Genomic DNA, 20349 nt, shown 5'->3' on the forward strand with positions numbered 1-20349 from the left:
ATTTGTAACAGGAAACAATGCCGACATGTAGAAGAAATTCTATCACAATACAAAAAAGCTATTTTATTAAAGACAAAATATTATTGCTGTGATAAAATAATATAAACAACTCAAGGAGGAGGTGCAGCACATGAGTAGATCTGATTCACAATCCAGTTCGGCCGAGCAATATGAAGATGAGGATTTGAAACGTAGCCTCAACACTCGGCAGATGGCCATGATGGCGATTGGCGGTGCAATCGGAGTCGGCCTGTTCTACGGGTCCTCCGGGGCGATATCTTATGCAGGTCCATCCGTTTTGTTGGCATACGCACTGGCAGGCGCTGCTATATTCATAGTCTGTCGGGCAGTAGGTGAAATGGCCACTGCTGAACCGGTATCAGGTGCAACCGTATCGTATGCCAGCAGATATATTCATCCTTTCGTGGGGTATGCAATTGGTTGGACCAGTCTGCTCGGTTGCGTGGCTGGTTCAGGAGCGGAATTCACGGCATTGGGAAAATATGTCCAGTACTGGTTTCCCTCCTTTCCCATATGGGCCAGCGGTTTGATTGGTATGGTGCTGATGGGCGTCATCAACCTGATATCCGTCAGCTTCTATGGTGAGTCGCAGTTTTGGCTTTCGGCCGTGAAGGTAGTCACCATTATTGTTATGGTCATCGGTGGCCTGATCATCATCTTCACCGGCATTGGCAACGGGGGACATCCAGTCATGCTCACGAACCTGACAGTCGATGGATTCATGCCGAATGGCCTGTCCGGGCTGCTGTTTTCTGTGGTCATGGTGGCTTTTGCCTTTGGAGGTTCGGAATCGGTCGCCTATACGGCAGGTGAAGCGAAGGATGTCAAGAAAACCATGCCTCGCGCCGTCAATGGGGTGTTTTGGAGCATTGTCCTGTTTTACTTGGGATCCACTTTTGTGATCCTGTGCATGTGGCCCTGGGATAAGATGAAGGGTGTGGGTTCTCCCTTTGTCCGTGTCTTCGCGTCATTGGGTATCCCGGCTGCGGCCTCCATCATCAACTTTGTCGTCATCACCGCGTCCCTGAGCGCCGTAAGCAGCGGCATCTTCATGTACAGCCGTCAGCTTTACAACCTTTCGCTCCAAGGCAGTGCTCCCTCGATACTCTCCAAGGTGTCAAAGAAGAAGATTCCCTACGTCAGTGTGTTGACTGTAGTGCTTATGCAACTGGTAGGCATAGCGCTGATGGCTGTTCTTCCCGAGCGCGCATTCGCGCTTTTCTCATCGATCACGGTCTTCATGCTGGTTTTCAGCTGGGTGGCCGAGCTTGTCAGCGAGTATCACTTCCGTTCCATAAAGCGCCGTGAGGGCAAAGAGGACGAGCTGACCTTCAAGCTGCCTCTGTACCCCTTCAGCAATTTCTATGCGCTCGCGTTCATGGGGCTGGTCATGATAATGATGGCAATAATGCCGGAATACAGAATCAGCTACCTGGTGACCATACCCTGGATGATCCTCCTTGCGGTTCTGTTCGTTCTCCAACGCAGAAGCGCTAACAAGCAGACTGGGACAACTTCGGATGAAGACTTGGACAATCCGGGGCCCAGTATCGGAGAAGCGGATTTGGACACTACACTTTCAGGCGAGGGTCATGAGATCATGGCGGATTCCTGATCGTATCGCCGAGGATCTGGCTAATTGAAAAAGACGGTCGGCTCGTCCGGCCAAAACATGGAAGGAATACAATGACCTACGATTTCACCAGCATCATGGATAGGCATGGCAAGGATGCCATTGCGGTTGACGGTCTGGGCGCCCAGCCTGGTTTCGCTCCTGATCCGCCCAAGGAGGGGTTCGATATCATTCCCATGTGGGTGGCCGACATGAATTTCCCCACGGTGCCGACCATCCCCGAGGCCATCATCGAGCGTGCCAAGCATCCGGCTTTCGGCTACTTCGATCCGAGTGATGATTACTACAATTCAATCATCAACTGGCAGCGGACCCGTAACGGTGTGGAGGGCCTGACGGCCGAAGCCATCGGCTATGAGAATGGGGTCTTGGGCGGAGTGGTTTCCACCTTGACCGCCTTTGCGGCTCCTGGCGATGCTGTGCTGCTTCACAGCCCGACATATGTCGGCTTCACGATGTGCATCGAGAACAACGGCTACCACATTGTGCACAGCCCCTTAAAGAAGGACGAGCAGGGTGTCTGGCGGATGGACTTCGAGGACATGGACCGCAAGCTCAAGGAGAACAACATTCATGTGGCGGTCTTCTGCAGCCCGCACAACCCCTGCGGCCGCGTCTGGGAGAAGTGGGAGATCGAGAAGGCCATGGAGGTATATAAGGAGAACGACTGCGTGGTCATCTCCGACGAGATATGGTCAGACCTGATTCTGTCGGGCCACAAGCACATCCCCACCCAGTCGGTCAGCGAGGATGCCCGCAACAGGACGGCTGCCTTCTATGCGCCCAGCAAGACCTTCAACCTGGCCGGACTGGTCGGCTCCTACCACATCATCTATAACAAGTACCTGCGCGACAGGATTGTGGCCAAGGGGTCCAAGGCCCACTACAACGACATGAACGTTCTGTCCATGCATGCCCTGATCGGAGCCTACAAGCCCCAGGGCCAGGAGTGGGTGGACGAACTCCGGCAGGTTCTGACCGGAAATGTGGACTACGCCTACGATTACATCCGGCAGCATTTCGAGGGAGTCGAGCTTTCCAAGCCCCAGGGCACCTACATGCTCTTCCTTGACTGCACGCAATGGTGCAAGGACCACGATCTGAGTCTGGACCAGCTGCTCAAGCGCGCCTGGGATGTGGGTGTAGCCGTTCAGGATGGGCGGCAGTTCAAGGCTCCCTGCGCCATCCGCATGAATCTGGCCCTGCCTTTGAGCCGCGTCCAGGAGGCTATGGACCGTCTGGACAAGTACGTCTTCAACGCCTGAATGATCATGGACCCTCGCTGTCGGGTGAAATCGATCAGCGGGGGTCCATCATATGTGAGCGAATCCTTGCTGCAGCCTCACTGGAACTGCATGCCGCCGTCCACAATCAGGGTCTGGCCGGTGATGTAGTCAGAGTCGTGCCCGGCCAGGAAGGCCACGGCATTGGCCACGTCCTCCGGTTCGGAAAGCCGTCCCAGGGCGATGCCGTCCGAGAAGGTGGACATGCCCCACTCGTCATCCTTCCCGGCGTTGACCCCCACCTGATGAGCGATGTCCATCATCATGGGCGTCTTGACAATGCCGGGGGCGTAGGCGTTGGCGGTGATGCCCTCCTTGGCCAGATCACGCGCAGCTACCTGAGTCAGGCCGCGGATGGCGAACTTGGTGGAGGAATAGAGCATCAGGTTGGGGTTGCCCACCACGCCTGCCTGGCTGGTGGCGTTGATGATCTTGCCGCCGTGGCCCCGATCACGGAAGGCCTGAACAGCGGCCTGCATCCCCCAGATGGTTCCTGCCACGTTGACGTGGTAGACCTTGTCGAACAGCTCTGGGGTGATGGACTCGATCGGGGTGGTCGGACCCAGACCGGCGTTGTTGACGATCACGTTGAAGTCGCCCAATGTGGTAGCGGTCTTCTCGACGGCGGAGCGCACCTGGACACGGTCGGTCACGTCCAGGGTGACGGCCATGGCCCGCCCGTGCGATTGATTGATGGAGTCGGCCACAGCCTGGGCCTTGTCTGTATTCATGTCTGCCACGGCCACGGCGAACCCGTCCTTGGCGAGCCGACGGGCAATAGCCTCGCCGATCCCCTGAGCCGCCCCGGTAACGAACGCTACTTCCTGCTGCATTGCTGCCCTCCTTTGTTGCCTTGTCGGGCCGGCCGGTCCGACTGTTCGATTCTAAAGGAAGCTCGACTGGCTGCTCCGGGTTGGTGGATTCGGCGTGTGGCGCAAGGGGGTCGTATTTTCCCCGGGTTGCGCTAGACTATTACGCGGTTGCCGGTTCACGTCCGCCACAGGGGCGGTCGACCCGGGGCCCTTGAATCTAGGAGTAACCATGAAGCAGGGAATTCATCCCGATTATCATCCCGTTGAGGTCACGTGCTCGTGCGGCAATACCTTCATCACCCGTTCGACCGCTCCCGGCGATCATATGACGGTTGATGTCTGCTCGCACTGCCACCCCTTCTACACCGGCAAGCAGAAGATTCTGGACACCGGTGGTCGCGTGGCTCGGTTCGAAGCCCGTTACGGCAAGAGGACCAAGTAGCACTTCCAACGCCAGTCCCTTCCGGGTCGCTCTGCTATGCCCGGTGGGGACTGGCGTTTTTATGACTTGAACCATGCGGATGAGCGGACGGGAAGGGTGTAGATGAGCGAGGAGCAGTTTCCGGCGGCGGTGGCTGCCGTCGAGGAGTACGGTCGCCTGGAAAAGCAGATGAGTCAGCCCGAAACGGCATCAGATCCGGCGCAGATCCGCAAATTGGGCCGCAGGCATGCTGAACTCGCTCCCATCGTTGAAGCTTATAAGGCCTATCAAAGCGCCTTGGAGGACAGTCAGGCGGCCGAACAGATGGCACGGGAGGATCCTGACTTCGCCGAAGAGGCCAAAGCCGTGGCTGACCGGATACCGGACCTGGAGCAGAATCTGCGTACTGCTCTTATTCCGCGCGATCCCGATGACGGCCGCGACACGATTATGGAGATCAAGGCTGGCAGCGGCGGCGAGGAGGCGGCCCTCTTCGCTGGCGATCTGATGCGCATGTATGTGCGGTATGCCGAAAAACGTGGCTGGACCACCGAGATCATGAGCGAGAACCGCACCCAGCTGGGAGGAGTCAAGGATGCTCAGCTGGCTATCCGCGCTCGTGGTCAGGTAGCTCCTGCTGACGGCGTCTGGGCCTCGCTCAAGTATGAGGGCGGCGTCCATCGGGTCCAGCGCATTCCCGTCACCGAGTCCCAAGGCCGCATTCAAACCTCAGCCGCTGGAGTCATCGTTTTTCCGGAGGCCGATGAGGACGACGACGAGATCGAGATTGACCCCAAGGATCTAAAGGTTGACATCTTCATGAGCTCCGGCCCAGGAGGACAGTCCGTCAACACCACCTACTCCGCTGTGCGCATGACCCATATTCCCACCGGCATCGTGGTCTCCATGCAGGACGAGAAATCTCAGATACAGAATCGTCAGGCTGCCCTGCGGGTACTCAAGTCCCGTCTTCTGGCCATGAAGCACGAGGAGGAGGCTGCCCAGGCTGCCGACATGCGTCATTCCCAGGTTCGTTCCCTTGATCGGTCCGAGCGTATCAGGACCTACAACTTCCCCGAGAGCCGGATCGTGGATCATCGCACCGGCTACAAGGCCTACAACCTGGAACAGGTGCTGGATGGCGACCTGCAGGCTGTCATCGACTCCGATATTCAGGCCGACGAGGCCCGCAGAATGGCATCACAGGAGTGAATCAGCAGGAGCACGGGGCCAGTCTGGCTGAGCTGGCTGATAGGGGCCATCGCCTGCTGGCCCAGGCGGGTGTGCCTACTCCGATCAATGATGCCAGGCTGTTGCTAGCCGATGCTTTGCGGTGTGATCTGCACCAGCTGGATCAGGCTCTGCTTATGGATTGGACTGCTGAGGAACTGCTGACGAAAGGTGTCGATCGCACATATACTGATTGTTCTCAGTCGGCGGCCCTTGAACGTTATCAGTCCTATCTGCAAAGGCGAGCCGGACGCGAACCCCTGCAGTACATTCTTGGCCATGCCTACTTCCGTTATTTGGATCTTCGCCTGGGACCGGGGGTCTTTATCCCTCGTCCTGAGACTGAAACGGTTGTCCAGGCGGGAGTGGCTGCCTTGGCTGGAATGGATCATCCATTGGCGGTGGACCTGTGCTCTGGCAGCGGGGCCATCGGGCTGTCTCTGGCCATAGAGGTTCCAGGGGTGCGGGTCCGGGCCGCGGAGGTAGACGAGCAGGCATATCGGTGGGGTGCATTGAACGCCGCCGATCAGGAGGCTGCTATCCGGGAGGCTGGATCCGATTATCAGCTGCTGCTGGCTGATGCCACGGATCCCGCCACTCTGTCTGATTTGGATGCCCAGGTGGATCTGGTTATCAGCAACCCACCCTACATCCCCCTGGATGCGATTCCTAGCCAGCCCGAGGTGCGTGACTGGGATCCAGATCTGGCCCTCTACGGTGGTTCGGCTGACGGGTGCGCCTTGCCCTGCCGCATTCTGGACAGGGCCAAAATCCTGTTGGCTCCCGGCGGTCTGCTGGTTATGGAACATGATGCCTCCCAGGGGCCGGCCATGGTTGCTGCCGCACAGGAGCGAGGGTACCTTGAGGCATGCACCCATCAGGATCTGGCCGGCCGAGACCGCTACCTTACCGCCCGGCGGCCAGTCTTTGCTTCCTAGCGGCCTGCCGTGGTCCTGGGATAGATTAGTAGCTGGTCACATGAACATGTCGAGCCGAAAGGTCGTGATGCAGGGTATGAGCCGGGTGATGACCTATGACAGTCGGTCGCCGCAGTTGCTGGCCCGGGTGGTGGCTGCCGGGGGGCTGGCGGTCATTCCTACCGACACGGTTTATGGCATCGTCTGCGATCCATGCAACGATGCGGCCATCGACAGGCTCTTCCAGGCCAAGCACCGTCCCAGAACCAAGTCCATTCAGGTGTTGCTGGATGGGGTCGAGACCATGGACCGGTTGGATCTAAGCCTGCCTGCTCCTCTTGACCGCCTGGCCGACGCCCTGTTGCCGGGTCCCTTTTCGCCCATCGCTCTTGTGGGGAAGTCCTGCCCACTGCGCACCCCTCGAACGGAGCCCGATGGTTTTACCCAGGCCGTCAGAGTGCCTGACTCGCCCATCTGTCGGGCGCTCCTGCAGGTGACCGGACCTTTGGCTGCTTCCAGTGCCAACCGATCGGGCAATCCCAGTGTGGAGACCGTCCAGCAGGCCAGAGCCGAGCTGGGTGACAGTGTCGACCTTTACCTGGACGGGGGGCCGACTCCCGGTTCGGTGGCCAGCACGGTGGTGGAAGCTGATAAGACTGATCCTGATGGGATACATGTACTGCGGCAGGGCGTGATCGGCGAGGCCCGGGTCCGTGCACTTCTGTCGGGCCGGTCCAGCTTAGGGGAGGGCCAGTGAGGGTATACCTGTTCATTGCTGCTATCGCTGGCGGGGCCACTTGGCTGGTCATGCCCATGGTCCGTCATCTCGCCATCCGTGTTGGTGCCGTAGGCGTGGTCCGCGCTCGTGATGTTCATAAGGTGCCCACCCCTCGCATGGGTGGCCTGGGCATGTTGATCGGCTTTGCTGTGGCCATGTGTTTTGCCTCCCGTATTCCCTTCATCACGGGCCTCTTCCAGTCAGGCCATCAGGCCTGGGTCATCCTGGCCGGGGCTGTAGCCATCTGCCTGCTGGGCATAGCCGACGACCTCTGGGACCTGGACTGGATGCTCAAGCTGGCCGGCCAGCTACTGATCTCGGTCTTCGTATCCTGGGGCGGAATCCAGATCATCTCCCTGCCTTTGGGATCCCTGGTGGCGGCCTCGCCCAGCTTGTCCATGGCCATAACGGCATTCCTGATCGTGGCCTCCATCAATGCGGTCAACTTTGTGGATGGACTGGATGGTCTGGCTGCAGGCATTGTGGCCATCGGGGGCATTGCCTTCGCCATCTACTCCTATATCATCGCCCGCATCTCGCCCGACTACGCCTCTCTGGCCACCCTGATCGACGTGGCCATGGTGGGCATTTGCGTGGGTTTCCTCCTGCATAACTGGCATCCGGCCAAACTCTTCATGGGCGACTCAGGATCCATGCTGCTGGGATACCTGATTACCTGCGCCTCTATTGTGGTCACCGGCCGATTGGATCCGGCCACTATTCATGCCAGCATCTATCTGCCGGCTTTCATGCCGATTCTTCTGCCTATCCTGGTGCTTTTCCTGCCTGTTCTGGACATGTGCCTGGCCATCATCCGAAGGCTCAGCCACGGGCAATCACCCATGCACCCCGACCGCATGCACCTGCACCACCGTATGTTGCGTATCGGTCACACGGTTCGTTCTGCAGTTCTTATTCTCTGGGGCTGGGCCGCCCTGATCGCCTTCGGTTCGCTCTTTATTCTTTTCTTCCGTCTGAGATATGTCCTGATCGGTCTGGCACTGGCCGCCATACTGCTGACCTTCGCCACCCTCTACCCCTATTACCGCCGTCGACTTCCCGAAATCAGGCGTGAGAACGCCCTCCTCGCCGCGCAAGGCCCACAGCATGCGGCCAGACCGCCCTGGCATCGCAAGAGCCATCATGATAAGGATGACGACAACTGATTCACTGGATGAAATAGTACGGACACGGTACCGTTAACGGTCAAGAAGCACTTGTAGCATGGTGCTATGGCTATGGAAAACCCACAAAGCGAACCCTCCTCCTACACTCAACTCCCCGACGCCTTCCAGAAAATCGGTCTGGCCTATGACGACGTCCTCCTGCTACCCAACGAATCCGATGTCATCCCCTCCGAAGTAGACACCACCACCCGGCTGACTCGGAACATCACCATGAAGTCCCCGGTCCTTTCGGCTGCCATGGACACCGTCACTGAGGCCACCATGGCTGTGGCCATGGCCCGTAACGGCGGCATCGGCGTCCTCCACCGCAACCTCAGCATCGAAGATCAGGCCAATCAGGTCGACATTGTCAAGCGGTCCGAATCCGGCATGATCTCCGACCCCCTGACGGTAACTCCAGATGCCACACTGACCGACCTGGACAAGCTCTGCTCCACCTACAAGGTCTCCGGTCTGCCCGTGGTGGATCGTCGGCAGCGGCTGGTGGGCATCATCACCAACCGCGACATGCGCTTCGTCAATCCCGCTGACTTCGACCGGCTCAAGGTCAGCGACATCATGACCAAGGACCACCTGATCACCGGTCCGTCCAACATCACCAAGGAAGACGCCCACCAGCTTCTGGCCAAGTACAAGGTGGAGAAGCTTCCCCTGGTTGATGATGAGGGCAAACTGACCGGGCTGATCACCGTCAAGGACTTCGTCAAGACCGAGCAGTACCCCGAGGCCACCAAGGATGAGCGCGGCCGTCTGCGTGTGGCTGCCGCCGTGGGCTTCTTCGGCGATGCCTGGCAACGCATCACCGCCCTGGCCGATGCCGGGGTCGACATTCTGGTCGTGGACACCGCCCATGGCCATGCCAAGCTCATGCTGGACATGATTCGCAGGATCAAGGCTGATCATGCCTTCGACCATGTGGATGTGATCGGCGGCAACGTGGCCACCCGCGAGGGTGCCCAGGCACTGATTGATGCCGGCGTTGACGCGGTCAAGGTCGGTGTGGGCCCCGGCTCCATCTGCACTACCCGCGTGGTGGCTGGCGTGGGTGTGCCCCAGCTGACTGCCGTTTACGATGCCGCCCTGGCCTGTCGGCCTGCCGGGATTCCTCTGGTGGCCGACGGTGGAATCCATTACTCGGGAGACATTGCCAAGGCCATCGTGGCCGGGGCCGATTCGGTCATGCTGGGCGGTCTGCTGGCAGGCACTGAGGAGGCCCCTGGCGAGAAGGTCCTCCTGCATGGCAAGCAGTACAAGGTCTATCGGGGCATGGGCTCGCTGGGCGCCATGGCCCCGCGCGGCAAGAAGAGCTACTCTAAGGACCGCTACTTCCAGGCTGACGTCACCAGCTCCGACAAGGTGGTGCCCGAAGGTGTCGAGGGCGAGGTGCCCTACCGTGGTCCGCTCAACTATGTGCTCTACGAGCTTGTCGGCGGCCTGCATCAGACCATGTTCTACACCGGTGCCCGCACCATTCCCGAGCTGCAGCGCAAGGGCCGGTTCATTCGGATCACCGATGCCGGTCTGCGTGAATCGCATCCCCATGACATCGTCATGACCAAGGAGGCCCCCAACTACTCAGGCTTCCACAACTGAGCCTACGTAGGCAGGTGATTGGCGCAGGATCTCATCAGGACCTGCGCCGATTGCATATTTCAAGTCAGCCATGGTCCGGTCGGACGGCCTGGCGAACCCTCCGCCAGTCACGTGCTGGCGGTATCTTGTAATGTTCCGCCCGAGGCGGCGGAAGGAGCGATCCGGTGCGCGACCCGGATCTGAAAGGCGTACAGATGAGCGACAAGAATGATCTGACCTTCACTGCGGAAGAATCCCGCATGATTTGGATAGACTGCGAGATGACCGGTCTGGATATCTTCCATGACGAGCTGTGCGAGGTCTCCGTGGTCCCCACCGACTTCAACATGAAGGTCCTGGACAAGGGTATAGACCTGGTCATCAAGCCCTCCCAGGCGGCACTGGACCATATGGGGGACTTCGTCAGGAAGATGCACACCTCCTCCGGTCTGATTGAGGAGATGAAGACAGGTCTGGACCTGGAGGAGGCCCAGCGTCAGGTGATCGAGTACGTCAAGCCCTTCCTGCCCAAGAATGGCAAAGCCCACCTGGCAGGCAACTCAGTGGGCTCCGACAAGAAGTTCCTTGACCGGTACATGCCCGGCCTTATGGCTCTTCTGCATTACCGGGTCATCGACGTGAGCACCCTCAAGGAGCTGTCCCGCCGCTGGTACCCGGACGTCTACAAGAACAAGCCAGCCAAGCATGGCGGCCACAGGGCTCTGGCCGACATCATCGAGTCCATGGACGAACTGCGCTACTACCGCTCCATGTTCTTCCTTCCGGCTCCCGGACCTGACGGGGCGCAGTCCAAGGCCGGAGCGGAACAGATCGAGCAGACCAGCCTTCTGCGCCACTACGAAGAGTCCGGCGATCCGGTAGAGGATGCCAACAAGCCTGAGAAGACCGACTACTGACAGGCGTGGCCATGTACCTCTGACGTGGCACCATGGAGGCATGCAGCAATCCGAAGCCTTGACCATATTGAGTGCGGGGGCCAATGCCTTCATCACAGGCGCCCCCGGGTCAGGCAAGACCTTTGTGCTCAATGAGTTCGTCGCCCAGGCTCGTCAGGCCGGAGCGGTTGTGGCGGTGACCGCTTCGACCGGCATCGCCGCCACACACATCAACGGCCAGACTATCCATTCCTGGAGCGGTGTGGGCATCGCCACCTGCATGACCGAATCGCTCCTGAAGCGGATCAAGACCCGCCGTCGTAGACAGATCGAGGGCACCGACATCCTGGTCATCGATGAGGTCTCCATGATGCATGCCTGGCTCTTCGACATGGTGGACCAGGCCTGCCGGGCGGTTCGTCACAGCCCCGAACCATTCGGAGGGATCCAAGTGGTTCTTTCCGGGGACTTTTTCCAGCTGCCGCCGGTGACTCGATCCAACCGAGCTGCAGGAATACTGCCCAGCCCTGAATTCCAGGCTGCCCGGGAACGCTATGCCCAGGCCGGCAAGGACCCGGACGGGTTCGTCACCGAATCACTGGTCTGGCAGGACCTGGACCCGATTATCTGTTACTTGACCGAGCAGCATCGCCAGGACGATGGCCAGCTGTTGACCGTCTTGACTGACATCAGGGAGGGCGGCGTCACCCAGGAGGACCATGAGGTCCTGGCCTCCCGAGTCGGCGCAGTGCCCGCACCCGGTCAGGTGGCAGTCCACCTCTTCCCGGTCAACAAGCAGGCCGACACGCTCAACGACCAGCGCCTGGCCGCCATCGACGAAGAGGCCCACCATTACCAGGCCACATCCCGAGGCGAGGCCAGACTGGTGGAGCGGCTGAAGAAGAACATGCTGGCCCCCGAGGATCTGGCCCTGAAGACCGGAGCCGCAGTAATGGCCCTGCGCAACGACCAGGACCATCAATATGTCAACGGCTCTATTGGTACAGTCAGCGGATTCACCAGCTCGGCCAAGGGGGGATGGCCGATCGTCTCCTTCCAGAACGGCAACATAGTCACCATGAAGCCGGCCGCCTGGGAGACCATGGATGGGGACACTGTCCTGGCCGCCGTCAACCAGGTGCCTCTTCGCTGCGCCTGGGGGATCACTATCCACAAGTCCCAGGGGATGACCCTGGACAGGGCAGTCATGGACCTGAGACGGACCTTCGCGCCGGGGATGGGCTACGTGGCCCTCTCCCGTGTGGAAAGCCTGGATGGGCTCTACCTGACGGGCATCAATGAGCATGCCTTCCTGGTCTCTCCCGATGCCGTCGTTCTGGATGCGGGATTGAGGGCCGAGTCCAAGGCGGCCTGCGCCCGTCTGAAGGATGAGGGTCCTGAGTCCTTCACCAAGCGCGCCGTCGGTCAGGAACCAGAAGACGAATTCAGCCAGGACGAACTTTTCTGATTGGTTGCCCTTACCGGTCTTGATCCGGTGTAGTCATCCGGGGTCGCTAGAGACACCATGACAGGCGGACCATGTCTCTCAGGATGATTCCGTTCTCGACAATGGGCTGCTGGTAGCGGTCTACAAAATAATCCCGTTCAATGCGGTCCATGCGAAACCCGCATGTTTGGTAGAAGCAAAGGGCCTCAAAACTGGTGGATCCGGTGCCTACTTCCAATCTTCTCAGACCCAGCCTGACGGTCTCCATCTTGGCTCGGTCTATTAATCTGCTTCCAAGTCCCTGCCGGCGATAAGCACGGCCCACACTGATATTGGCGATTTCCAAGGTATCCGTGTTTGGTCTGACAAGCAGCATGACACCAGTCAGAGCGTGTTCCACTCGGATTTCATAAGCACAGGAATGGGTGAAAACGTCACGGATTATCAGTTCTGAAGGATCGGCCTCCAGGAGGAGTGTCATGTGCTCTGCGTCAAGGTTGGTAAAGGTCTGGATGGTCACACCTGGCTCTGATGACATAGGTGCCCGCCTTGTCCTTGTAAATCAGAAAACCTATTCGATATACAACCATCATATCTTGGTCCTCTTTATGGGGGAGGGTAATGCTGGAGAGATGCCGGATGTCAGGTTGAGGATTTACCGACTTTTTCCGGTATGTGCCGTTTGGTTCGGGTTCGGTCATACGGGGCATATACGTAGATCCGGTTGACGGCCAGGTGGACTCGGACGAACTCCTGCGCCGTTAAAGTTGGCAGGGTCTCACACATCTCACAAGCAGCTGTGCTGGCCCTTTATTTCTTGTCCAAGATCATTCCCCGGCCTCCGGTGACCGTCCAGAGTAAGACGGCGAAGACTGTCAAGACCGCTGCAATCGCCGGCCAAGTCCCCTGCCCAGGAATGGGCGGTTTGATGTCTTCGGGGTATAGACGGAGCGTCATTCCCATGCCTATCTGAATACCTTGGCTGGCGATATTGAACACTGCCAGCCCTACGCCCAGGCCAAGCCCGTAGAAACGACCAAGCAATGCGATGCCGAGCATGACCAAGGATGCGTCGACCAAGCCATTGCAGGCAGCTAGTCTGAGCAGCGACTGTACGCTGGTTGGGCCGCCGTGGAAATTCGGTATGGTAAGGAGGAGGCTGAAAAGAAATGGTAGCATCAGCACGCCTGTCCCTGCGGCCAGGGCTCGCCAACGGACGCGTGCCAGGTTCAGGCGCTCCCAGGTGGGCATAAGCGGGGCAAGCATGACCAAGGCGCATGCGCTGAACGCCGCGTAGGCCAGCTCGGCCATGGGCACCATACTGGGCACGGCGCTTTTGCCTTGTGGGCATTGGGTATGTACGGCGCCGTTGAATACCGCTGCATGTGGATCAGGAACGCAGACGTACCCATAATAGGCTGGCCGGGCATAGATCTCCCCGCCGGTAGCGGAAGCGGAGGCGGTGGCAAGCAGGAAGGGCACGGTCACAGCCAGCATGACAAATGCCAAAGCCGCCCATGGGCGTCGCCCAGCCAACCATCCGACCGGGATTCCGCCTTTCAAGGTACCACGTCGATGCCGGCCGCCCATCAGTGGTTCATTCCCAGATCATTGATGACATCGGACGGCGTGATGGCGCAGCGTTCGAGCCCAGAGAGGTTGCGACGCACATAGGCATGGAACTCTTCATTAGTGGCATCGTTGAGCAGATCGGCGGCAGGGCCTCGGGCGCTTCCCATCCCGGATGCCCCGCTTCCTCTGCTGCCCATCGACTCGTAGACGGTCTCTCTCATGCGCTGGGGCAACTGCTCCAGCACGAAGGCGGACACGCTGGCACCATCATCCAATGTCCGTTGTTTATACACGTTTTTAAGTGCCGTAGCCGCGCAGTCAGCATGGACGAATTCCTTCACGATGTCCTGTGTGACATCAGCTAGGTCACTGTATCGTCCAGTGCGTTCGGTGACTGTGTCGGTCATTATCTGTATCTTCTTGCCGCCCAAGTGTTCCAGTTCGGCCAGGCCTCGGCCGGTGAGATTCCACGCCTGGCCGTGGGACGTAGGCGTAAAGGCGTTGCCCAGCAAAAGCACAAGTCCCGAGCTGCCTTCCACACTGTCCTTGGGGAACCATGAGGCGACCGACCGCATATATCGCATGTAGCGTCTCAGGTGGGCGCCATCATCCGGGTGGGAGCACACTGACAGCGGCACGCCGTCTATGCTTTTGCACACCGGGGTGAACGGAGCGGATCGTCGCCATTCCGCCGGGCCGGACATGGCTACCAGGCCCCCGGCAGCAGTCGGAACTAAAAGAAGCACAGCCAATGGGGCGACTATCCATGACAGGCCGGGCTGCCACTGGTGTGCGGTCAGCATGCATGCCGCTGTGGATGCGGCCAGCACTACTGCGACCAAGATCCAGCGCACTGTCACCGCTGAAAGGTTAATACTGAGTCCCGGCTCGGCACCGATGCCCGTGTCCATCATCGGCATCACCACGGCCAGCGGCGACCCCCAGGCTCGGGGAAACACGTCACCCTTGGGTATGCGCGGCATCAGCAGCACTAAGCTGCCCCAACACAGGGCAGCAGGCAAAAGCGTGGCCGGCACCAGGGACCAGCGGCTGCCCATGATGGCCCCGAGCGCATAGCCGAGGGCGAACATGGCCGCCGGCACTGCCATACCCATGAGCAAGGCTCCCACGGGAACCGACCCGCCTGTGAACCGCAGTGTCTGGACGATGGCGGGAAGACAACCTGCCGCATAGGCCAGGGAACTCAATGAGGCACCCTTGAGGACAGGCACGCCATATCTGCGGACAGACGGGCCCCCGATCCAGGGCGGCGCGACCATGGATCGCGGGGAACACGCTTTCCAGGCGCTCCATGCGCCGAACATGCAGGCGATTACATCCGTCACCAGATGCATCCAGGTCAGGTCGAACTGCAAGGCCGCATCTGTCAGTGCCCACGGGGACGCATCTGATTGGCCGACTCCGTAGTTGCGCACCGATAATGCGGCCGGATATGCCATCATTGACAGAAAGAACACCAGCGAGCTCACAGGTGACAAGGGATTGAGCAGACGGGCCATCATGAGACCTCACCCTGGTCGGATGGCAGGTGTTCGGATCCCGTCAGCAGCCGTCGATAACCGGATTCCCAAGGCGATGCCATTGAGTCCTCAGAATCGGCCAAGGCGGCGAGATCATCCATGCGCCCGTCCAGGAGCAGACGCCCGTGGTCGAGCACCAGCACGCGGTCGGCGATTGCGGCCAGATCCTCAACCAAATGCGTGCTCACCAGCACTGTGTGGCTGTCCGCATATGCGTCGAGGAATTTACGCACCTCAATGCGCTGCACCGGATCAAGGCCAACGGTCGGTTCGTCCAAGACAAGCACGTCGGGACGGGCGACAATTGCACACGCGATGCCCGCCCGTTGACGCATGCCACCGGACAGGCTGCGCACCGGGCGGCGAGCTTCCCCGGACAATTCCACCTGCTCCAGGGCCCACACCGCTGCATCACAGGAAGCTTTCCAGGACAGACCGCGCGCCCATGCGGCGTACCGTACATTGCGCATCAGGCTGGAAGCATTCATCAACTCGAACGATTGCGGCAAATATCCGATTCGGCTCCTGGCCCGACGTCGTCCAGCGCTTGTCAGCACATTCGCCCTGGCTATCCTTACACTGCCCGAGGAAGGACGTGACAAGGTGGTCACAATATTCATCAGTGTCGTCTTGCCGGCACCATTGGGACCCAAGAGTCCGAATACGCCATTGCCGAAGCTCAAGGACACATCCGACAGCGCCTGTTTACGGCCGTAGGAGAAAGACACGTGCGAGAGGGAAACGTCTACTTTATAATTCACCATTGAACCAAACTAATAAAAGTTGAACCTTTACTTCAAAGTTAAATCAAACGTACATTACATAACTGCTTGAGTCAAATCGATGTGCTTGGCAAGGCGCATGAACGGTGTTCGGAAATGTTCAAAGAAGATGCAATCGCGGTGTTCTGCAGCGTCATGATTGATCTCAAGTGATGATCCGGGGCGTGGCTGCCAGAACTACGTATGATTGGCGCGATGAATAATGTTGGTTTTCAAGAGCTTCCACCTGCTAGCGGTGAGCGCGAGTCAACCCACCACCTCAACTTCGAAATGGTGTCCAGGCGAGCATTGTTTTTTGAGGGTGATTCGTCCTCGACGTTGTTGAGCGGCCGTATGCGACCATAGCGACTTTCTGGTGAAAGCGGCCATAATCATAGGGGTTTCTGGCTTGCTTTCAACAAATTGTCATAAGGCGTCCTTTATGGTTGCTTGTCCCTTTGCGCGCATATCTTTGGGAGGTATGAGAACCAAAGCCATGCGCATGTCAACCCTCTTTTTGCGGACCCTCAGGGAGGATCCGGCCGACGCCGATGTGGACTCGGCCAAACTCCTTCAGCGTGCCGGATACGTCCGCAAGGTGGCCCCGGGCATCTTTACCTGGCTGCCACTGGGTCTGAAAGTCCTCGACAAGGTCCAGGCCGTGGTCCGGGAGGAGATTAACGGCATTGGCGCCCAGGAGGTCCACTTCCCGGCCCTGCTGCCTCGCGAGCCCTACGAGGCCACCCACCGATGGGAGGAGTACGGCGAGAATCTCTTCCGCCTCCAGGACAGGCACGGCGCTGATTACCTGCTGGCTCCCACCCATGAGGAGATGTTCACCCTTTTGGTCAAGGACATGTACTCCTCATACAAGGACCTGCCGGTGGTTCTCTATCAGATCCAGACCAAGTACCGTGACGAGTTCCGTCCCCGCGCCGGGCTGATCAGGGGTCGCGAGTTCATTATGAAGGACGCTTACTCCTTCACCGTGGATGAGGAGGGGCTGAAGAAGGCCTACCAGGATGAGCGCGGCGCCTATGAGCGGATCTTCAAGCGCCTGGGTGTCAATTACGTAATCGTCCATGCGGTCTCCGGACCCATGGGGGGATCCGAGTCCGAGGAATTCCTGGCTCCGTTGCCTATAGGCGAGGACACTTTTGCTCTGGCGCCCTCGGGGAAGGCGTGGAATGTGGAGGCGCTGACCACCCCGCGTCCTGATCCCGTCGACTACACTAAGATTCCCGCCATGCAGGAGCTGGATACCCCTGACTCAACCACCATCGATACCCTGGTGGAGCGGTTCAACCAGCTGCATCCTCGCGAGGATGGCCGGGACTGGACCGCTGCCGATACTTTGAAGAACCTGATTGTGGCCGTCAAGCATCCTGCAGATGATGACCATCCCGAGGGCTGGCGGGAACTGGTGGCCGTCGGCCTGCCGGGTGATCGTCAGGTGGACATGAAGCGGTTGGAGGCCCAGTTCGCCCCGGCCGAAATCGAGGAGGCCAATGAGACCGACCTGGCTGCACACCCTGAGCTGGTCAAGGGATACATTGGCCCCCGTGTTCTGGGCCCTCAGCGTTCGGACAGCGAGTCTGCCGCCCATATCCGCTACTTCCTCGATGCCCATGTGGCGTCTGGCTCAGCCTGGGTGACCGGTGCCGATGCCGAAGGCGTGCACCTGGCCAATGCGGTCTACGGTCGTGACTTCCAAGCCGACGGAGTGGTGGAGGCCGCCGAGGTCCGTCACGGTGACATGAGCCCTGACGGATCAGGGCCGCTCAGCTTCGAGCGTGGCGTGGAGATCGGCCAGGTCTTCCAGCTCGGACTGAAATACTCTGACGCATTGGGTCTGAAGGTTCTGGACCGCAATGGCAAGGCGGTGCCGGTCTGGATGGGTTGCTATGGCATCGGCATTTCCCGTGTGCTGGCCTGCATCGCTGAGATGCATCACGATGACAAGGGTCTGGCCTGGCCCAAGGCTGTCGCTCCCGCTGCGGTTCATGTGGTGGCCACCGGCAAGAAGCAGGAGGCCTTCGATGCCGCTGAGAAGCTGGTTGCCGACCTGGAGGACCGTGGCGTGGAGGTCCTCTACGATGACCGGCCCAAGGTGTCTCCCGGGGTAAAGTTCAAGGATGCCGAGCTGATCGGGGTGCCTCTGGTCGCTATTGCCGGTCGCGACACCATCGCCAACGGTACCATCGAGATCCGCAACCGTGACGGCTCGGAAGTGCAAGCTGTTCCTGCCAATCAGGCTACTCAAGCGATTATGGATCGGATTGCAGCTCTCCAGTAGGCTATGCCACGCTCATAGTTGCTTATTCGCAACCAATGTAGAGAGGTGGGGCCTAGGCCGTGTCAAGATGCACGCGACCGAGGCCCCACTCTTTTGGTTGTATCGGTTTGGGTTCGGGTATCTATCCAGTCAGATGCGCAGCAGAATGGGCAGGTGGTCCTGTCGCTCGCCGGTGTCCACGGGTTCGCTGGTGCTGACCTGGTCAGCGATTCTGTTGGAGGTCAGCCAGTAGTCGATGCGCCAGCCGGAGTTGTTGATCTTGCTCTTTGGGGCACGCTGTGCGAACCAGGTGTAGACGCTGCGGTGATCGTCGTAGAAGCCAGCGGCATCGCCATGAATTTTTCGGAAGGTGTCGGTGAAGCCTGCATCCAGCAGAAGGCCGAACTTCTCACGTTCCTGATCAGTGAAGCCGGCGGAATGGTGGTTGGAGGCCGGGTTGGCAATGTCGATCTCCTCGTGGGCTACGTTGAAGTCGCCACAGGCCAGGACCGGCTTGCGGATATCCAGTTCCTGCAGGTAGCGACGGTAGCAATCATCCCAGACGCCGCGCGGCTTGAGTCTTACCAGTCCCGATCCGGAATTGGGAGTGTAGACCGTGGTGACGAAGCAGTCCGGGAACTCCAGAGTGAGCATGCGGCCCTCGTCATCCATGGTGTCGGGAGCACCGATGCGGGGGCGGGTCACGGTAGGTTCTGGTAGGCTCTTGCGGTAGAGCATGAGCGTGCCTGCGTAGCCTGTACGGGCCGGGGCCTCGGAACGGCGGTCCACCTCCTGATAATCGGGAAAGTAGCGCATGAGCGCCTTAAGGATACCCGCCGATTTCTTCTGATCGCCGTTGAGTTTGGTCTCTTGGATGGCTACGACATCGGGGTCAAGATCCCGGATGGTCTCCACCACCTTCAGGGAGAGGGCGCTGCGGCTGCTCTTGCCCAGCAGGGCGGCGTTGAGCGAATCGATATTCCAACTGACCAGCGTGTGAACCATGACTGCGGGTCCTTCCAAACCGTGCCGATGTATCTGCTCTCACAGTTTAGCCTAGGACCAATGTTCGATGGTCCTGGGCTGTGAAGGGGACAATCCGAATTCAGTCGTGGTTCCGTTGATGTATTCTTCGGCATCGGCACAGAAGGCATCGGTAGAGCAGGCATCCAGCGAGATACGCCGAGTGAATGCCTTCTTCGAACGTTGCTCACCTGGTTTTTCTCGTCAATCTTGCGGCCTTGTCTTCACGTCTGCGCGGCAGCCTCTACCAGAATGATTTACACCTAGTGACTCTTCGAGGAGGCGACCTTCGTGGGTTCAGAAAAGAGTTGTCTGAGTCTCTCATTCTTTTTGTACAGTTGTGTGCTTCCTGACGGATAGTGACTGGTGGCGACTGCCCAGCTGGAGTGTTCATGAGGTATTCGAATCAACATCACTATAAGCGGCCGGGAACAAGACAGTGGGTGGCGGCTTTTCTTATAACGCAGGTCACCACCCATTGTCGATGATGAAATCATAGGAATTGAAAGCCAGGGCCGCCCATAAGCTATTGCCTGGAATTATGTATGCTGTGTTCTGTTCTTCCTGGGATATCGAATCGACAATGTAACGAGTATGGCAACTACCATTATCCATGCTATGCGTCCCACTATCGCTACTACACCCGCAATCGCTCCTGCAATCATTTTGTGCCCACCTTCCTTCTTGAATTCCTTGAATAATCACTAATTATGAGTCGTCGAGACCTTATTGCCATTGACGTTTACCTGCATCCAAGCCGTCCATTTTTCGTTATCATGGTTTCCCTTGTTTTCGATTTTTCATAATCAGGGGTAAATCCACCTTGTTTTACCCAATGAGATAGATCTTCCTAACAATGGACCTATTTCATGTTTCTTATGGAACAAAGGTTGGTTTGTCCACAATGTGAATCAGGCCGGGTCCGTTCGACCACAATGGTCCGCAAATCAGGTGCGGGGAAGTGCGCAGAGGCAGGATGG

17 protein-coding genes are annotated in these 20349 nt (G+C 58.8%); 11 read left to right on the top strand and 6 right to left on the bottom strand.

The genetic code is table 11. The features are described from left to right. Positions 1-130 precede the first annotated feature (130 nt). Positions 131-1636 (top strand): amino acid permease, encoded by a 1506-nt coding sequence (locus tag H3T93_RS00185; RefSeq protein ID WP_144177518.1) that lies wholly within the window; start codon positions 131-133, stop codon positions 1634-1636. A gap of 71 nt (positions 1637-1707) precedes the next feature. Beyond that, positions 1708-2919: a MalY/PatB family protein gene (locus H3T93_RS00190; protein WP_110425665.1), complete on the top strand. Its 1212-nt coding sequence runs from the start codon at positions 1708-1710 to the stop codon at positions 2917-2919. 77 nt (positions 2920-2996) lie between these two features. Here H3T93_RS00190 and H3T93_RS00195 read toward each other — a convergent pair whose 3' ends face one another. Continuing rightward, a complete protein-coding gene (locus H3T93_RS00195; protein ID WP_144177517.1) occupies positions 2997-3770 on the bottom strand; it encodes a (S)-acetoin forming diacetyl reductase in 774 nt (257 codons plus the stop codon). Between the two features lie 208 nt (positions 3771-3978). Here H3T93_RS00195 and rpmE point away from each other — a divergent pair, with 208 nt between their 5' ends. The 8 genes from rpmE (at position 3979) to H3T93_RS00235 (ending at position 12218) form a co-directional block, all read left to right on the top strand. Beyond that, positions 3979-4191 (top strand): 50S ribosomal protein L31, encoded by a 213-nt coding sequence (gene rpmE, locus H3T93_RS00200; protein ID WP_015022244.1) that lies wholly within the window; start codon positions 3979-3981, stop codon positions 4189-4191. Between the two features lie 102 nt (positions 4192-4293). Next, positions 4294-5382 (top strand): peptide chain release factor 1, encoded by a 1089-nt coding sequence (gene prfA / locus H3T93_RS00205; protein WP_046323222.1) that lies wholly within the window; start codon positions 4294-4296, stop codon positions 5380-5382. Continuing rightward, a complete protein-coding gene (prmC, locus tag H3T93_RS00210; protein ID WP_144177515.1) occupies positions 5379-6338 on the top strand; it encodes a peptide chain release factor N(5)-glutamine methyltransferase in 960 nt (319 codons plus the stop codon). The genes prfA and prmC overlap by 4 nt, the downstream gene beginning before the upstream one ends. A gap of 40 nt (positions 6339-6378) precedes the next feature. Beyond that, on the top strand, positions 6379-7074 hold the full coding sequence (locus H3T93_RS00215; protein ID WP_144177513.1) for an L-threonylcarbamoyladenylate synthase: 696 nt from the start codon (positions 6379-6381) through the stop codon (positions 7072-7074). Beyond that, entirely contained in the window at positions 7071-8261 is a 1191-nt protein-coding gene (locus H3T93_RS00220) for an MraY family glycosyltransferase (RefSeq protein ID WP_046323220.1), read from the top strand. The genes H3T93_RS00215 and H3T93_RS00220 overlap by 4 nt, the downstream gene beginning before the upstream one ends. 66 nt (positions 8262-8327) lie before the next feature. Beyond that, entirely contained in the window at positions 8328-9875 is a 1548-nt protein-coding gene (gene guaB / locus H3T93_RS00225; RefSeq protein WP_029678705.1) for an IMP dehydrogenase, read from the top strand. A 194-nt stretch (positions 9876-10069) separates the two neighbouring features. Further along, a complete protein-coding gene (gene orn / locus H3T93_RS00230) occupies positions 10070-10771 on the top strand; it encodes an oligoribonuclease (protein ID WP_144177511.1) in 702 nt (233 codons plus the stop codon). Between the two features lie 40 nt (positions 10772-10811). Next, positions 10812-12218: a PIF1 family DEAD/DEAH box helicase gene (locus H3T93_RS00235; protein WP_110425589.1), complete on the top strand. Its 1407-nt coding sequence runs from the start codon at positions 10812-10814 to the stop codon at positions 12216-12218. A 46-nt stretch (positions 12219-12264) separates the two neighbouring features. Here the strand turns inward: H3T93_RS00235 and H3T93_RS00240 are convergent, their stop codons facing one another. From H3T93_RS00240 to H3T93_RS00255, 4 genes are all read right to left on the bottom strand, one after another. Then, positions 12265-12735 (bottom strand): GNAT family N-acetyltransferase, encoded by a 471-nt coding sequence (locus H3T93_RS00240; protein ID WP_052733363.1) that lies wholly within the window; start codon positions 12733-12735, stop codon positions 12265-12267. Between the two features lie 272 nt (positions 12736-13007). Then, on the bottom strand, positions 13008-13694 hold the full coding sequence (locus tag H3T93_RS00245; protein ID WP_232348580.1) for a hypothetical protein: 687 nt from the start codon (positions 13692-13694) through the stop codon (positions 13008-13010). A 92-nt stretch (positions 13695-13786) separates the two neighbouring features. Further along, complete coding sequence (locus H3T93_RS00250; RefSeq protein WP_144177507.1) at positions 13787-15232, bottom strand: hypothetical protein; 1446 nt, start codon at positions 15230-15232, stop codon at positions 13787-13789. A gap of 56 nt (positions 15233-15288) precedes the next feature. After that, positions 15289-16074, bottom strand: coding sequence for an ABC transporter ATP-binding protein (locus tag H3T93_RS00255; protein ID WP_144177505.1), 786 nt, complete (start codon positions 16072-16074; stop codon positions 15289-15291). A 478-nt stretch (positions 16075-16552) separates the two neighbouring features. On the opposite strand from H3T93_RS00255, the gene H3T93_RS00260 reads away from it, so the two are divergent. Beyond that, positions 16553-18367 carry a proline--tRNA ligase gene (locus H3T93_RS00260; protein ID WP_144177504.1) on the top strand — a complete coding sequence of 605 codons (1815 nt, stop codon included), beginning with the start codon at positions 16553-16555 and terminating at the stop codon, positions 18365-18367. Between the two features lie 129 nt (positions 18368-18496). Here the strand turns inward: H3T93_RS00260 and H3T93_RS00265 are convergent, their stop codons facing one another. Further along, positions 18497-19351 (bottom strand): exodeoxyribonuclease III, encoded by an 855-nt coding sequence (locus H3T93_RS00265; RefSeq protein WP_144177503.1) that lies wholly within the window; start codon positions 19349-19351, stop codon positions 18497-18499. Positions 19352-20349 lie beyond the last annotated feature (998 nt).

Source organism: Bifidobacterium sp. M0404, assembly GCF_016101415.1.
GTDB classification, from domain to species: domain Bacteria; phylum Actinomycetota; class Actinomycetes; order Actinomycetales; family Bifidobacteriaceae; genus Bombiscardovia; species Bombiscardovia polysaccharolytica.

Bases quoted from the DNA above. Each gene is read 5' to 3' on its own strand.
- guaB (WP_029678705.1), top strand. From the start codon at position 8,328: ATGGCTATGGAAAACCCACAAAGCGAACCCTCCTCCTACACTCAACTC.
- H3T93_RS00185 (WP_144177518.1), top strand. From the start codon at position 131: ATGAGTAGATCTGATTCACAATCCAGTTCGGCCGAGCAATATGAAGAT.
- rpmE (WP_015022244.1), top strand. From the start codon at position 3,979: ATGAAGCAGGGAATTCATCCCGATTATCATCCCGTTGAGGTCACGTGC.
- H3T93_RS00215 (WP_144177513.1), top strand. From the start codon at position 6,379: ATGAACATGTCGAGCCGAAAGGTCGTGATGCAGGGTATGAGCCGGGTG.
- H3T93_RS00260 (WP_144177504.1), top strand. From the start codon at position 16,553: ATGAGAACCAAAGCCATGCGCATGTCAACCCTCTTTTTGCGGACCCTC.
- prfA (WP_046323222.1), top strand. From the start codon at position 4,294: ATGAGCGAGGAGCAGTTTCCGGCGGCGGTGGCTGCCGTCGAGGAGTAC.
- H3T93_RS00195 (WP_144177517.1), bottom strand. From the start codon at position 3,770: ATGCAGCAGGAAGTAGCGTTCGTTACCGGGGCGGCTCAGGGGATCGGC.
- H3T93_RS00235 (WP_110425589.1), top strand. From the start codon at position 10,812: ATGCAGCAATCCGAAGCCTTGACCATATTGAGTGCGGGGGCCAATGCC.
- H3T93_RS00265 (WP_144177503.1), bottom strand. From the start codon at position 19,351: ATGGTTCACACGCTGGTCAGTTGGAATATCGATTCGCTCAACGCCGCC.
- H3T93_RS00190 (WP_110425665.1), top strand. From the start codon at position 1,708: ATGACCTACGATTTCACCAGCATCATGGATAGGCATGGCAAGGATGCC.
- H3T93_RS00255 (WP_144177505.1), bottom strand. From the start codon at position 16,074: ATGGTGAATTATAAAGTAGACGTTTCCCTCTCGCACGTGTCTTTCTCC.
- H3T93_RS00245 (WP_232348580.1), bottom strand. From the start codon at position 13,694: ATGCTGGCTGTGACCGTGCCCTTCCTGCTTGCCACCGCCTCCGCTTCC.
- H3T93_RS00250 (WP_144177507.1), bottom strand. From the start codon at position 15,232: ATGATGGCATATCCGGCCGCATTATCGGTGCGCAACTACGGAGTCGGC.
- orn (WP_144177511.1), top strand. From the start codon at position 10,070: ATGAGCGACAAGAATGATCTGACCTTCACTGCGGAAGAATCCCGCATG.
- H3T93_RS00240 (WP_052733363.1), bottom strand. From the start codon at position 12,735: ATGTCATCAGAGCCAGGTGTGACCATCCAGACCTTTACCAACCTTGAC.